This window comes from Paenibacillus sp. FSL R5-0914 (genome assembly GCF_038004525.1).
Taxonomy (GTDB): Bacteria; Bacillota; Bacilli; order Paenibacillales; family Paenibacillaceae; genus Paenibacillus_AQ.
In genome coordinates this window covers 3,457,388-3,471,253 of the sequence record NZ_JBBORH010000001.1, presented here as the reverse complement: position 1 = coordinate 3,471,253, position 13,866 = coordinate 3,457,388, and the positions used below count along the sequence as shown (strand labels likewise).

Below are 13,866 nucleotides of genomic sequence, written 5' to 3'. Positions count from 1 at the left end.
ATCCCATAACTTAGAATTGTTAAACTTTCTAACCGCAGGATGACCCGTTGTGATAGTATCTACACCATCCTTGTACAAAGTACAAATCAACAATTTCTAATGACTTATTTACAGATTGAACTAACAGTTTGCAAGTCATCCCAGACCAGCCCCTTCCTTCTCCACCTTCCCTATAAACTCATCCATCTCTTTCCTCGTTCTCAGAATAACAACCTCTTTACGTCCTTTAATCTGCTCAAGTTTCTTTATAGTGTTCACTCGACCTTTTTTTCTATAATTCCAAACCCATTTCACAAAATCCCAATCTAATTTTTCTGGGCATTCTTGATTCATATCCGGTCTGGATTTCTTGTGATATATAATTCGTCGTTTGATAATTCGGTAGATGCATAGAAGTCTAGGCATATCTAAGAAAATTATTAAATCGGCTTTGTTAATTCGGATATCCATCGTTCTTGAATAGTTACCATCCATGATCCAATGCTCTTCATTGATAAATTGTTCGACAATATTATTCCACTCTTCATTTGGTTTAGGAACCCAGTCGGCATTCCAGTAATAGGTATCCAAATGTACAACAGGGAGATCAAGTATGTAATGTAGTTTGCGAGACAAGGTAGATTTGCCCGATCCAGCAGATCCAATGACTAGTATTCGGTTCATAGGTTCTCCTTTCGCAAAAAAAACACTAACAGGACGTTAGTGCCTTCCAAGAGTTATTATTTTGAAATTTTTATAGCTTAAATCGATTTCAGAAAATCCTTAACAGCCTGCGTCTTCTTATCCCCGTTCTTCTCCAGTAGCATCAAAAATTCTTCAAGCTGGATCAGTAGTGGGCTGGCTTCAATCTGCTCTGGCCCCGCTTCTGACAATGTATTCTCGTATGCAATTGCCGCTTCTTCACTCATCACTTGCGTTATCTTATCAAAGAGCGGAGAGTTTTGGGTACCGTTAAACACATATTCTTTGGCTACGTTATAGGCTTCCTTAATAGCTATTGTACGGTTGGAAGACTTATAGGTTGACAAAAAATCTTCATATGCCATAGCCCGTTCTATGACCTTGTACCAGTTGATCAGCAAAGTTCCGTTCACAGCAGAGGGTTGCTCAGACTCAGTAGCCATCAGCTCGATATAGGCTTGCAAATCTTTGGAGACGTAAGGTTTGAACACTTTGAAGCTTTTGTATTGAATGATTGGATAAAAGCGTCCGCCACCCAATACAAGCTTATAGTCCATGGCAGTCAAGTCCTGTAGAACAACACGGGTCTGGGACTGCTTCACCTTGGATCGAGCCAGCACCATTGACATGCCTGGAGTATAAATATCTTTGATATCTTGTTGAATAGCAGGCGTATTCATTCGTTTGATTGCTGTAGGTAGATAAGCTTTCAGGGCATTTTCCAAATGTAAAACGGCTAAATTAGCCTCTGCTGGCGTCATCTCATCAATACGATTGACTAAGGTGGCTTGGGCCAGACTGAGAGATGAAGGTTTCTTCACTCTTTGCTCAAACAAACTAAAAGCAGAAGAAGACTTAACAACCGCTGCTTTTGACCGCTGTGGGACGGCAAATGAAATGGCAAGACCGATACTGGTCAAGAACAGGATTAAGCCGAGAGGGGCAGCAATGCTTTTCATAAAAATTGATCGTTCCATGGTACAGCTCCTTCCAGGGTAGACTGAGACAATGAATCGATCTTAAAAATATCATTAAATGGAAAATAATTCAATGATCATGTCAAAATCAAACATCACCATTATGCCGCTCTAGAATTATCCAAGCATAGCAGCTTGTCGTTTGTATTGATCCTCCAGTACTAAACAAGCCATAGCCTCTACGACAGGTACGATTCTCGGACAAATACATGGATCATGTCTGCCTTCGGTGCGAATCTCTTGTTCTTCCCCTTTGATGTTAGTCGTTTGCTGTGGCACAGAGATGGACGAAGTAGGCTTTACACTGATCCGAAATACGATTTCTTGTCCTGTGCTAATCCCCCCGATGATTCCTCCGGAATGATTAGTTAGAAAACCATCGCTATTCCTCGCATCATTATGCTCACTCCCCAGCATCGTTGCTGCTTCGAAGCCAGCTCCAAATTCTATCCCTTTAACAGCGCCAATGGAAAGCATAGCTTTCGCCAGTTCTGCATCCAATTTATCAAAGACCGGCTCTCCAAGACCCGGAACCACGCCACGAATACGGCATTCTACAATGCCACCACAGCTATCCCCAATCTCGGCTAACCCCTCAATTTTTTTAATCATTTTGTCAGCTGCAATTGGATCACAGGCACGGACAGCGTTTTGTTCAATCACACCCTCATCGAAGGATTCACATCTTATGCCTCCGATTTCTTGTGTGTATGCTACTACCTGTACGCCTCTTCTCTCTAACAACTTACGAGCTATCGCACCTCCAGCTACTCTTGCCGCAGTTTCTCTACCTGAAGCACGTCCGCTACCGCGATGATCCCGAATGCCGTATTTCTCTAAATAAGTAAAATCGGCATGGCCCGGACGAAAAGCGTCCTGGATCTCGCTGTACGCTTCTGGTCTCATATCGTGGTTTTGAAGAACTACAAAGAGCGGTGTACCTGTTGTTTTCCCCTCAAATACTCCAGATTGTATGTGGACAACATCATATTCTTTACGAGGAGTAGTCACTGAAGATTGGCCCGGTTTTCTCCGATCCATCTGTTTCTGTATATACGCTTCGTTAATCTCGACGCCTGGTGTTACACCATCCACTATGACCCCTACCGACACACCATGTGACTCACCGAAGGTTGTAATTTTGAACACTTCACCGAATGTATTTCCTGCCATTATATATGCACTCCTTATTTAGTATTGGACCTGTACGCCTAACGCTGACAAACGGTCAAAATAATCTGGACAGGTCTTTGAGACACAACCAGGGTCGTTAATCTGAATATTTTCAATCTTCAAGCCGATTAAAGAAAGCGCCATAGCCATCCGGTGATCGTCATGAGAATTTAGTAAAGCTGGGATTGGCTGATCCGGATATACCGTTAGACCATCCTCAAACTCTTCCACACGTATTCCGGTCTTACTTATTTCTTCACATATCGCGGCTATCCGATCACATTCATGATGTCTGATATGTGCGGCATCCTTTAGAGTGATTGGACCATCTGCAAAAATAGCCATAGCAGCCATTGTTAGTGTTTGATCCGACCACTTCTTCATACTCACTGTGTATCCACCCTTAAGCCGTGGGACACCTTGTACTTCAACAAAGTTCTCCCCACGAACAACGGTACAGCCCATTACCTCCAGAACGTCTAAGAACTCGATATCAGGTTGACTTGTATTGCTAGCATTGATCCCTTCAATTCGTACACGTCCTGCCGTAAGTGCAGCTACCGCCCAAAAGTAACAGCATGTGGATACATCAGGCTCTAAAGTGATCGTGTGACCTTGATACTTTCCTGCAGGAACCGTTATCGATTGACCGTCCTGAGATGCTTCTGGTTTTACACCAAAGGAGGCCATCATAGTAAGGGTCATCTCTACATAGTCTCTTTGCACAACTTCTCCATCAATATACACGGTTACCGGTTCTTTGGCATACGGTGCGGCTAGCAGTAATCCACTTATAAATTGACTTGAAGTGGAGCCGGGCAGGGTTGCCTTTCCTCCTTGCAGACCTTTTGCCTCTAATGTAAAAGGTAAACAACGGTCGGCTTGTTTATACTCAAATTGTGCACCCAGGGTTGTTAATGCATTGAGTAATGGCGCGAGTGGTCGCTCACAAAGCCGTTTACTTCCATTCATTGTCCAAGTGCCAGTCCCTGCCGCGAGTGCAGCCGGTAAGAATCTCGCAACCGTACCTGCCGCTCCTACATATAGCTCACCAGTCGGATTCGGCCAGTTGCCGCCACATCCATCCACAACAGCTGTCTCTTCTTCTATCACAACGGGAATCCCCAGTTTTTTTAATGATTCAATACACCAGTAAGAGTCATCACTTCTTAATATTCCCTTTATTTCTGAACGTCCATCAGCTAAAGCAGCGATTACCAAGGCCCGATTCGTCAGACTTTTGCTTCCTGATATGGTTATCGTCCCATTGATTACCGCTTTCGCTGGGCTAATCTTCACTATGTGTTTATCGCTATTCGTTGACCATGGAGAACGTGCTTCTAAGTCCGGTTGATTGGATTCCACTTCATCCACCCCTTTGAATTATTCCTCTAGCCTGATTATAATGAATGAAATGAAATAAATGAAATTGGATTTTTACCATAATGATATAGAGGTGATCTATACCACATGTTCAACTTGGAGTGGTATCGTATTTTCTGGCAAACGGCACGTCATCGAAATTTAACAAAAGCTGCAGGGGAACTACATATTACACAGCCTTCTGTGAGTTATGCCATTAAACAAATGGAAGAAGCCTTAGGGCTGAAGCTGTTTCACAGGCTGTCCAAAGGTGTAGAGCTTACAGAAGAAGGACGAGCGCTATTTGAATATGTGGAGCAATCCTTTTCCATGCTGGATTCTGCACAGAAGCATCTGGAGAGCTTGAAGCAGTTAAATGAGGGAGAAATACGAATCGGAGCCAGTGATTATCTGATCAAGCACCTTTTGTTGCCGCAGTTGAATACCTTTCATAGCACATACCCAGGTATACGAATTCGTCTCTCTCATGGGAAGACGCCAGACATCACTAAGCGTTTAAAAGATGGTGAGATCGACTGCGCCTTTGTCCATATGCCGCTTCACGATCCACTGCTAAATATACAGACGCTGGCTGTGTTAGAGGATTGTTTTGTAGTAGGTGAAGCCTATCAAGAATTAGCTAGTCGTTCACTAACCATGAGAGAAGTGTCAGAGCTGCCTTTAATCTTATTTTCTCAAGGGAGCAGCACTAGAGTATTTGTTGAACAATGGTTTGCGACTAAGGGATTATCGGTAATTCCAGATATTGAATTGGGGAGCATAGAACTGCTAGCAGAGTTCGCCAGATTAGGGTATGGGGCAGCTTTTATCAGCCGTTCTTTCGTGCAAGAGGATCTTCATAGTGGAAAGCTTCATGAGTTGAAGTTAGAAGATCCGCTTTTACCTCGCAGTATAGGTTTTGCAGTACGACGGGATCGAAAGCTGTCTATTGCGGCTGAGCAATTTGTTCAGATGATTGGGGCACGGCTATCTGAGGGTTTATAATTCTTTGACTAAAAAAGCAAAAAACACCGGGAATCCCGATGTTTAATTCATTCCTAAAGCTCCTTTAATTTGCGGGATAGATAAACCGTTTGTTTTCATCTCTTTGATCCAAAGAATGCGTGCGACGGTTTTCTCTCTTTTATATCTGCGTGTTAAATTCTCCTCGGCCTGTTCAAAGGGAAGCATGCCTTCTTCTGTGTAATGTTTGAGTGTACTATAACGAGAGTTTGTGATTCTTACCAATTCACCTATAGATACATACTCTGAAGCCAAAATATTCTCCATGGAGCGTTGTCTAGACATTGATTACCAACTCCTTTACAGCGGGCGCTTCGGAACAAGACGCACACCTTGGATTGGCACTTTCATCATTACAAAATGCGGGATCGCATCGTATAACAAATTATCAATTTTAAGGGTCGCAATCGATCCTCTCTCCATCACCTTAACTTCATGTCCATAGGACAATAATCTTGTAATAACTGCGTCTAGTCTTTGATTAGAATTATCAAACCAAGACTCTGTTTCTATAAAGACAGCTCGCGATGGCTCTAGGGCAGGGAATAAAAGATTGATGCTACTACCGATAAAAGTCTTCGCAAACTTTGTCTTCAATTCTAAAAAGCGTTTGATTCCCAGCTCAATTCCATGGCGAATTTGTATTGGAAGCAATGCCTTTGCCCATAAATTACTTTGGTATAGATCATGTAGTTTGATATTTACCTTTTCTATTTCATTTAGCGAGAAGAAATCATGCATGCATCCACATTCACGAAGCAGCCACAGCATACAAATGACCTCATCCGTTACTGAACCCTCTTCCAAAATCTCTGCGCGAATGTTCTCTGTAATGCTTGTGTACGCCTCCATATTACTGCGATACGCTCTAACTTCAACTTCGGCAGTATCAAAATACATGTCGCTCCCTAACAGACTTGGGATATCTTCAAGCAAATCCATTGCTTTAAGATAATCTGAAATCGCGGTCTCGAACTTTTTTAATTGTTTGTTAGACAGCATGGAGGCCTTTTTTACCCACCAATTAAGATCACCCTTCACTTCAGCATGTTTGTGAAGCAAGGGCTGTAGAACCGTTTCTCTATAAAGTGCTGAATGAGCTTGATCAAATCCTTCCTTGGGCAAAGTTAACTTGTTCTCTGATTGCGTAAAACATCCCTCTAAGTAAAGCTCCAATATAACCGCTGCTGCCATACAGCGTAAAGACACTTTCTTGACAGTAGTCATATGAAGACTTCTCTGTGCATTAAGCGCGATCACTGAAAAACTCGGTGCTAATTTTAAATCCATCATAACCATCCACCCCTATCCATAAATTCGTATTTACTGGATGATATTTATTCCGTATGGTGAGCGTTTTGATTTACTTACTACTTACTACTTACTACTTATCACTTACAATACTCTACATTTACATTATTTTCAAGCGTTCTTGAATAAATTAAATAAAACCCCAACTTGTAATCGGAGACTACTAAAAGAACGGACAATCATATCCTTTTTAGCAAAAAAAGCCAGATCGTCAAGCAATTACGCACATTGCTTGACGACCTGGCTTTTAATTTAAAAATAAACCAACATTTTCTTTTTATGTATGTTTTTAAGTCATTAATATTTAGCACTGCGGTACAAAGTTATTTTTTTTTCATATTATAAAATAAGACCCGCAGTGAAAGGAATTTACACTCATGGAATATTTGAATATGCTTGCTAAATTAGGTGTTGGAAATGCTCATCCTGGAGGGTTTACTGCAACTTTAAAGCAATTTGAACAATATCCACTACCACCTGCTTCCCGAATCCTTGAAGTTGGTTGTGGCACTGGCAGAACATCTTGTTATTTAGCTGCACAAGGTCATGATGTAATAGGTATAGATATTCACCCAGATATGATCTCAAAAGCAAAAATACGGGCTGAAAAAGAGAAATCTATAATTCAATTCTTAGTAGGTGACGCAAGTTCGCTTCCTTTTCCTAACGAGTCATTTGATGTGATTCTTGTTGAGTCTGTATCCATTTTCACTGATACAGAAAAGGCATTCTCGGAATATTATAGGGTTCTGCGGACTGGAGGCAAGCTTTTTGACAGAGAAATGATTCAATATAAACCTATGTCTACAGAAATTAATCAAATGATTAGTACATTTTATCATGTAAAGAATCTATGGGACTTTAATAAATGGTCAGCATTAGTAAACACTATGGGATTTTATCATTCACAGATAGATGGTCCCTTCTTGTTCCCTAAATCAAGTGAGGATCTTACAGAGCATCCAGACCATTATCAACAAATGGACACTGATTCCTTTCTTGACCACACGATTTGGGAAGTGATCAGTAAGTACAACAGTATAATGGACCGTTATCATGAATACATCGGATTTATTCTCGTTATTGGAACGAAATAAAGGATTGGCATGTCCATCAACATTTGCAAAAAAAAGAACAATAGCCTTGGAACAGTGGCTATTGTTCTTTCTGATAGCCTGCTATTATACAAAGAAACAAGCAGATAATATAATTACCAATAAGATATAAAGAACCAAAATTTCTCCAGTAGAAGTAAATCTGCCTCCAACTCCACAGCTCATTGATTATCCCTCCCTTTTACTTCCTAAAATATAATATGCGCCACTATTCTAAAAGTATGGACTATCACCTAAATAACATGAGCTGACGGATTTTAAATTCCTACTCACGCCGGAAATAATTACGAATTGGTCCTTTGTTATATCCTCCATTAACTTCTGTTATGCGGTAAAAAAACTGATTTTGGTATTGAGCGAAAAAAACAGCACAAAATATCATGCACTGCTTCCCTTTCCACCTTAAACTGTAGAAAAAAGGAGGGAACAGGATGTTAACGATTTCCGTTCATACACTGGATTTGAAAGGAACAAGCTATGAAATTGGGTATAAGCTAGGCAATATTATTTCAGAAAATACAGCACATAAGATTGCTTACACTCGTAAACTCGAAGGCTTTGGTTTAACAGAATATAAAGACGGTGCTATTTACGGAGGTCGCTGGCATCGAAGTGGATTCTTTTGAAGGACTTCCTGCAAAATTTGTACAAAAGGTAATTCCAGAGGGGCGTTACGCCGTATTCACTCACACTGGTACACTGCGCACGCTTCCCCAAACGTTCCATTATATTTGGGGAACGTGGTTCCTTAACACGAAAGAGGAAATGGACGAGCGTGAGGATTTTGAGCTATACGATCAACGATATTTAGGATATGATCATCCTGATTCCAAAGTAGATCTGTACATTCCGATCAAATAAAAATCATGACCCCCTAGAGAATTATTGGATGATAGCGCGGCTTAGACCAAACTGCAAAAGCCCAAGCGTTGAATACGCCTGGGCTTCTATTTATAGGTAAATGTGGTCTTCAGACATTATTAGTGAATCAACAACACACAGCACTCCACATGCCTAATATCCCTATACTGTCATTGGATTGAATTCATTAACTCGTAGAAATATTTAGGTTCCTGAGTTTTATTAAGTCTATACCAAGCGTCTAATGTTTTTGGAGAAAATACATCTAGCGCTTTTAAAACATGAACAGAAAATTCTAATGGAGCTACTCCGGATGCGGTGATCAATTTCCCATCGGTGACAGCAGATTCCACTTTGTAATATTCTTCGCCCGTGTAAGAATGGCAAATCATTTTAAGGTAGGCCAAATCATTGCTTGTGTGCCAACGTGAATCTAACAATCCTGCTTGAGCAAGTCCTAAGGTAGCACCGCAAATTGCTCCAACTACTATCCCTTCCTTTAAACACATCTCGGCAATTTTTAATATGGGCACGTGAATAGCTTCTGTCCATGTATTTCCACCAGGTAAAATCAGTGCATCTACGCTTTTAATGCTGCACTCATCCACTTTAATGTCAGGCATTATTTTCAATCCGCCCATTGTAGTTACTGGAGTCTTTTCTATCCCAACGGTGACTATTTTTGCTGGAGCCAGCCCCTGTCTGAAGTGTCTTCCAGAGTTCAGTTCGGCGGCTAAATAACCTATTTCCCAATCGGACATGGTATCAAACACATAAAGATATACTGTATTATTCATTTCTAAGTGCTCCTCATAAAGTTTATTAGGTAACAGCAACCATTCATCTTTAATGAGTGGTTATCATTATAATAAAACAACTTCACTGACATCTGCTGTCAGTGAAGTTGTTAAACTTGATAATATTCCATTAACTCTGAAGCAACCGCCACAAGTTTATTCTTTAGATTCTGTGGCTCTAAAACTTGAATGGATTTCCCATAGGGAAGAATTATATACGGAACATATGTATACAGTGATTCTTCCTCAAGTAAAAAAATTGCTTGCGTTGATGTCCGCTCCTGCAAATGATGCTCCAAAAACCAATGTATGCATAAATCATCCAACGCCTCTGCCCTGCCACCAATAATTAAAGAAATTAATTCGGATTTACCTACTACATCTGGTAACAGATTTTTCATAAAAAAAGTACGCGCTGAAAAATCATTGGGACGCCTAAATGAGAATGGCGTGCGTGTGATGTTCAGAATTCGTTCTACCCGAAAGCTGCGGATCTCATTCCGCAGGTGGCAAAATGCAATTGTGTACCACTTATTGTTCCAATTAACCACACCATAGGGGTCTATTACCCTATTTGGGGACTGCTCTTCATGACTGTTACGATAAGAAATTTCTACAGACCATTCATTTGCTACAGCGTGCTCCAATTCCTGCAATACCGGCTGAACAGCGGGGTATCCCTTGCGGTTTATTACTTCAAATCCGGCTAAATGATGGCTTAGTATACTTTCCTGCTCCTGATTCGAATACATTTTCAACTTAGATGTTGCATTCTCTAATGCCTCACTCAAAGGATATCCGGCTTCTTTTGCAAATAGGGCAGCATGAAGCAGTGTCTTTTTTTCATCAATACTAAATAGCAGAGGAGATTTGATAAAATTGTGCAGCAAGCTATACCCGCCATTGTGCCCTGTGTCGGATATGATAGGGACACCACTGGCACATAATGCATCAATATACCGATAAACTGTTCTTATATTCATCTCTAACTTTTCCGATATCTGCTTTGCAGTCAATTTCTCTCCCGAATTCAACATCCATAGAATTTTTAGCATATTATCATTTTTTGGCATAACATAACCCTCACTTTGATTACCACTAAACTTAACTTCTAACAAGCACTTTAAGTGATTTGTTGGCTAATCCACTGTATTCCTTTATTCTGATCCTAGTAGTGTTGTTACACTCCTGAATTCCTTGTTATTAGTAATCAACTCCGTTAGTGTTACCGGAGTGCTCACTTCCCCGCATCTCCATAACTGTTCTAACGGCGATTTTTTTCAAATCCTCTTTTCATTTCAATAAATGCCTCAGCTTATCTGGGTTCCTAACAAAGTATAAGTTGCGAATCGAATTTCTCTCGACATGCATTAGCGCAACAGTTACGATGCCATCTCCTGAACGGACAACGAGTCCTGTTTGGCCATTTATATCCCTCATTTCTACATGCACGCCTCCTTCGTAATGAGGAGCCTTACGAGTTAAGCCGAGAAGGAAACGGGAGACGAGATCGCGCGATTCAATAGGATGGACGGCGGCGAAGGCTTTACCCCCTCCATCTGAGACCAACACGACATCTTTAGCGAGCATGGATACAACCCTATCCACGTTACCCTGTTCGAGAGCCGCTAGGAGTCGACGGACCCACTCTTCGCTTGCAGCTTCGGGATTGACTGGTTCATCGGGGGTAATCCCCATTTTTCCTCTCGCACGGCTGATCAGCTTGCGGCAATTCGCTTCGCTTTTGCCAACGAGCTCAGCAATATTAGCATATTCAAAGCCGAGCGCCTCACGAAGCACGAACACTGCTCGTTCCGTAAGGGACAGCCTTTCAAGCAAGACGAGCATAGCATAAGACAGCAGCTCGCCTTGAACAACCGATTCAAACGATTCATCATTCGGAGTAAGAAGGGGCTCAGGAAGCCATTGCCCGAAATACTGTTCCCGCCGCTTACGCGCCGAATTGAATAAATCCCGACAGCGATTAGTTACCATTTTGCACAAATATGCTTTAGGTTCAACCAATCGATCCAGCTTTACATCATACAACTTCAGGAATACGTCCTGCACAGCGTCCTCCGCATCGGAGACCGATCCAGTCAGTTGGTAGGCAAGCGTAAAAAGCAGCCCTTTATAATGCTCATATAACTCTTGCATCTTAAAATTCCACCCTTTTCCACTAACCCTCTGGTTACATTATTTTAACAGACTTGCCGAATCCCATGTGAATTTCCTTATTCGCCAACCCAGCTTTCCTGTAAAAATAATATCTAACCCCCATTGATGTGTCCATACCATTCCCTGCTCCGGACCTAAGGCAAAACAAAAAAAGTCAATAAATTCCCTATGCATGGGTGCCGGACGCCCTGCAATATCCGCCGATAAAATCTTTCCAAGCCTTGCTGCTTGGGCGGTCGCTTCCTTACACGTCTTCCCGTCCACCCGTCCGGTAGCAGGGTCTACGATTCGCGCGCAGTCGCCGATACTGTATACACCCTGGGCCCCTTGAACCCGATAACTTGCATCTACGATCACGTATCCTTCCGGAGTGATCGGTAACCCGATGCTTTGCAGCATTGGGTTGGGTAACAGCCCCAGCGTCCAGACACATAGGCCAGCGGACATCGTCTCGCCGTTAGATAAGGTTAGCACTCCCTCTTTCTCCTGTAATACCCTACTTCCATGTAAGGTAGTTACTCCGCAAGCGTCAAGTGAACGTTCCAGTTTAAGGCCTACTTTTGCCGGGCCTTCTGGGAAAAGTCTCTTATTCGCGTTAAATAAATTTATCCTTACAGCATTCGGGTCAAGTCCCAATGATACCGCATCATTACGAAAAAAATAAGCTAGTTCGGCAGATATCTCGATGCCGCTTATGCCCGCTCCAACAACGGCAATGGTCATTAATCTCTGACGTTCTTTCGAGCTTTTTTCCTTTACAGCTTTCTTTATATTCGCGCGCCATGCCTCTCGGATCTTCCACGCAGCGTCTAAACTCGCTAATGCCATACCTCCTTGATCAGGGTCGGGTTGCCGCACGACGCTGCCCACCGCCAAAACGAGGAAGTCATATTTTATCGAATTCTTATTTCCTACAGCATCCTGACAAAGTAGCCTTCTTTCCCCTGATTCGATTTTCGTTACAGTAGCCTGAACGAATTCAACCCCCTCGGGAAATAACCTAGTCAGAGGGATAGTAATCTCTTCATCTCCGACCGCGGGCTTAAAAAGCAATACTTTGCGAAAGTGATAAGTGTTCTTATCGATTAAAATAAGTCGGAGTGTTCGTTTACTTGCTTGCCCCTTAAATGTTTTCCGAATCGCTTTAACTGCATTAATACCTGCATATCCTCCGCCAATAACGATGCATGTCAATTCTTTCATTGCAACCACTCCTTATTCCGTCTGCATATAAAACGAGATAAGGAGTCGTTTTGTGACAACAACGATATTTCGATGACTGCCGATTATCTGTACTTGAAAAAGTTATCATCGCAAAAAACATTTGTTATTCAAAGTAATCTCAACAGAAGGGATACATCCTTCTTCAATTGCAATCCCAATCAAAGTGGATACTATACTTTTGGTACATGAATTAATCCGTTGAAAGTTATCTCTTAACTGCATACTCGAGGTTTTCAATCTTCGTTATCATGGTTATCTTACTATAAAATGGAATTTCATCTGGTTTACAAATTGATTAAAACAAAAAATCACATCAATGGATAGCAAAAAGACTTGCTCGAGGTATCAATACCTTCGAGCAAGTCTTTTCATCTTAAATTATATAGAAACTAATGCCTTATATAAAAACATACTCCCCGTCACCGATCTGAACCGTCTTCCCTTTCAGCGCTAACGAATCCGTTTCAAAAAACACCTGTTTGAACTGGTTCTCGTCCCCATGTACGAAAGCAAAAGACTTATCTCCAATCGTAAGGATAAAAGTACCTTCCTCTGACTCTGTTACAGGCAATCCGAATATCGATCCCCAGTGTTTAGCGGTAGCTGCAGGATCGGAGACATGGAATACAGAGCGCACGATTTCAACATGACCTGCAGGATGAGGCTGGATGACTCCAGACGATGATAATCTTTCTAACCTCTCTGCATCTATCCCGCTCCATTGAATGATGAACGGATAGACTAGGCCTTGAAAGTCACCACCGATAGTCATCATGCGCCACTCGATTAATCTTCCCTCGTTATCTAGACGCTTCCCATCGATGATTGGAGATAGTGATAAACCCGCTGCCTTAAGGGAATCCGCTACTTCTTCAATATCATCTGTCCGGATGACTACTCTGCTCAAGACTTCATGCTCCGGCAGAAGTTTTACAGCGTCTTTCACCACTAGATTATGTTCAGTTGCCTTTGCCAACTCAAGATTCTCAATGCCCAGAAATTCTAGATAGGTTAGCCCGAAATAACTTAATGCGTTATAGGTTCCCCAATCTTTATGAGAACCTCCCTTAAAAGCAACCAAATCATGAGCTCTAAAGATTTCAACCGGTTTAGACAGATCATTGACGTAGTGTACTAAGTGATCCCATTTCACTGTTGCCATGA

At 41.8% G+C, this 13,866-nt stretch carries 16 protein-coding genes; 4 read left to right on the top strand and 12 right to left on the bottom strand.

The genetic code is table 11. The features are described from left to right. Positions 1–135: 135 nt before the first annotated feature. The 4 genes from MKX60_RS15325 to aroA all read right to left on the bottom strand — a co-directional run bounded on the left by MKX60_RS15325 (position 136) and on the right by aroA (position 4,196). Entirely contained in the window at positions 136–663 is a 528-nt protein-coding gene (locus MKX60_RS15325; RefSeq protein WP_076285390.1) for a DNA topology modulation protein, read from the bottom strand. 77 nt (positions 664–740) lie between these two features. After that, positions 741–1,658 carry a hypothetical protein gene (locus MKX60_RS15320; protein WP_076285389.1) on the bottom strand — a complete coding sequence of 306 codons (918 nt, stop codon included), beginning with the start codon at positions 1,656–1,658 and terminating at the stop codon, positions 741–743. Positions 1,659–1,775: 117 nt separating this feature from the next. Next, positions 1,776–2,831, bottom strand: a complete 1,056-nt coding sequence (aroC, locus tag MKX60_RS15315; RefSeq protein ID WP_042189513.1) for a chorismate synthase — start codon at positions 2,829–2,831, stop codon at positions 1,776–1,778. Between the two features lie 18 nt (positions 2,832–2,849). Next, positions 2,850–4,196: a 3-phosphoshikimate 1-carboxyvinyltransferase gene (gene aroA, locus MKX60_RS15310; protein ID WP_341060228.1), complete on the bottom strand. Its 1,347-nt coding sequence runs from the start codon at positions 4,194–4,196 to the stop codon at positions 2,850–2,852. A 105-nt stretch (positions 4,197–4,301) separates the two neighbouring features. On the opposite strand from aroA, the gene MKX60_RS15305 reads away from it, so the two are divergent. After that, positions 4,302–5,198 carry a LysR family transcriptional regulator gene (locus MKX60_RS15305; protein ID WP_076285386.1) on the top strand — a complete coding sequence of 299 codons (897 nt, stop codon included), beginning with the start codon at positions 4,302–4,304 and terminating at the stop codon, positions 5,196–5,198. 42 nt (positions 5,199–5,240) lie between these two features. Here the strand turns inward: MKX60_RS15305 and MKX60_RS15300 are convergent, their stop codons facing one another. After that, positions 5,241–5,501, bottom strand: coding sequence for a helix-turn-helix domain-containing protein (locus MKX60_RS15300; RefSeq protein ID WP_076285385.1), 261 nt, complete (start codon positions 5,499–5,501; stop codon positions 5,241–5,243). Positions 5,502–5,516: 15 nt separating this feature from the next. Beyond that, positions 5,517–6,509: a hypothetical protein gene (locus MKX60_RS15295; RefSeq protein WP_076285384.1), complete on the bottom strand. Its 993-nt coding sequence runs from the start codon at positions 6,507–6,509 to the stop codon at positions 5,517–5,519. Positions 6,510–6,904: 395 nt separating this feature from the next. On the opposite strand from MKX60_RS15295, the gene MKX60_RS15290 reads away from it, so the two are divergent. Further along, positions 6,905–7,624 carry a class I SAM-dependent methyltransferase gene (locus tag MKX60_RS15290; protein ID WP_076285383.1) on the top strand — a complete coding sequence of 240 codons (720 nt, stop codon included), beginning with the start codon at positions 6,905–6,907 and terminating at the stop codon, positions 7,622–7,624. Between the two features lie 84 nt (positions 7,625–7,708). Here MKX60_RS15290 and MKX60_RS15285 read toward each other — a convergent pair whose 3' ends face one another. After that, complete coding sequence (locus MKX60_RS15285; RefSeq protein WP_139328621.1) at positions 7,709–7,807, bottom strand: sporulation protein YjcZ; 99 nt, start codon at positions 7,805–7,807, stop codon at positions 7,709–7,711. Between the two features lie 266 nt (positions 7,808–8,073). On the opposite strand from MKX60_RS15285, the gene MKX60_RS15280 reads away from it, so the two are divergent. Then, entirely contained in the window at positions 8,074–8,268 is a 195-nt protein-coding gene (locus MKX60_RS15280) for a hypothetical protein (protein ID WP_076285382.1), read from the top strand. Beyond that, complete coding sequence (locus MKX60_RS15275; RefSeq protein WP_341060227.1) at positions 8,255–8,503, top strand: GyrI-like domain-containing protein; 249 nt, start codon at positions 8,255–8,257, stop codon at positions 8,501–8,503. The genes MKX60_RS15280 and MKX60_RS15275 overlap by 14 nt, the downstream gene beginning before the upstream one ends. A 170-nt stretch (positions 8,504–8,673) precedes the next feature. Here MKX60_RS15275 and MKX60_RS15270 read toward each other — a convergent pair whose 3' ends face one another. The 5 genes from MKX60_RS15270 to MKX60_RS15250 all read right to left on the bottom strand — a co-directional run bounded on the left by MKX60_RS15270 (position 8,674) and on the right by MKX60_RS15250 (position 13,864). Further along, positions 8,674–9,300 (bottom strand): type 1 glutamine amidotransferase family protein, encoded by a 627-nt coding sequence (locus MKX60_RS15270; protein ID WP_076285381.1) that lies wholly within the window; start codon positions 9,298–9,300, stop codon positions 8,674–8,676. Positions 9,301–9,410: 110 nt separating this feature from the next. Continuing rightward, the gene (locus MKX60_RS15265; RefSeq protein WP_076285380.1) at positions 9,411–10,373 is read right to left on the bottom strand and encodes a helix-turn-helix transcriptional regulator; all 963 of its coding nucleotides are present in this window, start codon (positions 10,371–10,373) and stop codon (positions 9,411–9,413) included. Between the two features lie 220 nt (positions 10,374–10,593). Beyond that, a complete protein-coding gene (gene sigJ, locus MKX60_RS15260) occupies positions 10,594–11,457 on the bottom strand; it encodes an RNA polymerase sigma factor SigJ (protein ID WP_341060226.1) in 864 nt (287 codons plus the stop codon). 39 nt (positions 11,458–11,496) lie between these two features. Further along, positions 11,497–12,681: an NAD(P)/FAD-dependent oxidoreductase gene (locus tag MKX60_RS15255; RefSeq protein WP_076285378.1), complete on the bottom strand. Its 1,185-nt coding sequence runs from the start codon at positions 12,679–12,681 to the stop codon at positions 11,497–11,499. 418 nt (positions 12,682–13,099) lie between these two features. Then, positions 13,100–13,864 carry a VOC family protein gene (locus tag MKX60_RS15250; RefSeq protein ID WP_076285377.1) on the bottom strand — a complete coding sequence of 255 codons (765 nt, stop codon included), beginning with the start codon at positions 13,862–13,864 and terminating at the stop codon, positions 13,100–13,102. Positions 13,865–13,866 lie beyond the last annotated feature (2 nt).

What these genes read in the sequence shown, in the direction of transcription:
- MKX60_RS15270 (WP_076285381.1), bottom strand. Translation starts at nt 9,300, where the DNA reads ATGAATAATACAGTATATCTTTATGTGTTTGATACCATGTCCGATTGG.
- MKX60_RS15250 (WP_076285377.1), bottom strand. Translation starts at nt 13,864, where the DNA reads ATGGCAACAGTGAAATGGGATCACTTAGTACACTACGTCAATGATCTG.
- MKX60_RS15290 (WP_076285383.1), top strand. Translation starts at nt 6,905, where the DNA reads ATGGAATATTTGAATATGCTTGCTAAATTAGGTGTTGGAAATGCTCAT.
- MKX60_RS15305 (WP_076285386.1), top strand. Translation starts at nt 4,302, where the DNA reads ATGTTCAACTTGGAGTGGTATCGTATTTTCTGGCAAACGGCACGTCAT.
- MKX60_RS15300 (WP_076285385.1), bottom strand. Translation starts at nt 5,501, where the DNA reads ATGTCTAGACAACGCTCCATGGAGAATATTTTGGCTTCAGAGTATGTA.
- aroC (WP_042189513.1), bottom strand. Translation starts at nt 2,831, where the DNA reads ATGGCAGGAAATACATTCGGTGAAGTGTTCAAAATTACAACCTTCGGT.
- MKX60_RS15320 (WP_076285389.1), bottom strand. Translation starts at nt 1,658, where the DNA reads ATGGAACGATCAATTTTTATGAAAAGCATTGCTGCCCCTCTCGGCTTA.
- MKX60_RS15325 (WP_076285390.1), bottom strand. Translation starts at nt 663, where the DNA reads ATGAACCGAATACTAGTCATTGGATCTGCTGGATCGGGCAAATCTACC.
- MKX60_RS15285 (WP_139328621.1), bottom strand. Translation starts at nt 7,807, where the DNA reads ATGAGCTGTGGAGTTGGAGGCAGATTTACTTCTACTGGAGAAATTTTG.
- MKX60_RS15265 (WP_076285380.1), bottom strand. Translation starts at nt 10,373, where the DNA reads ATGCCAAAAAATGATAATATGCTAAAAATTCTATGGATGTTGAATTCG.
- MKX60_RS15295 (WP_076285384.1), bottom strand. Translation starts at nt 6,509, where the DNA reads ATGATGGATTTAAAATTAGCACCGAGTTTTTCAGTGATCGCGCTTAAT.
- MKX60_RS15280 (WP_076285382.1), top strand. Translation starts at nt 8,074, where the DNA reads ATGTTAACGATTTCCGTTCATACACTGGATTTGAAAGGAACAAGCTAT.
- sigJ (WP_341060226.1), bottom strand. Translation starts at nt 11,457, where the DNA reads ATGCAAGAGTTATATGAGCATTATAAAGGGCTGCTTTTTACGCTTGCC.
- MKX60_RS15255 (WP_076285378.1), bottom strand. Translation starts at nt 12,681, where the DNA reads ATGAAAGAATTGACATGCATCGTTATTGGCGGAGGATATGCAGGTATT.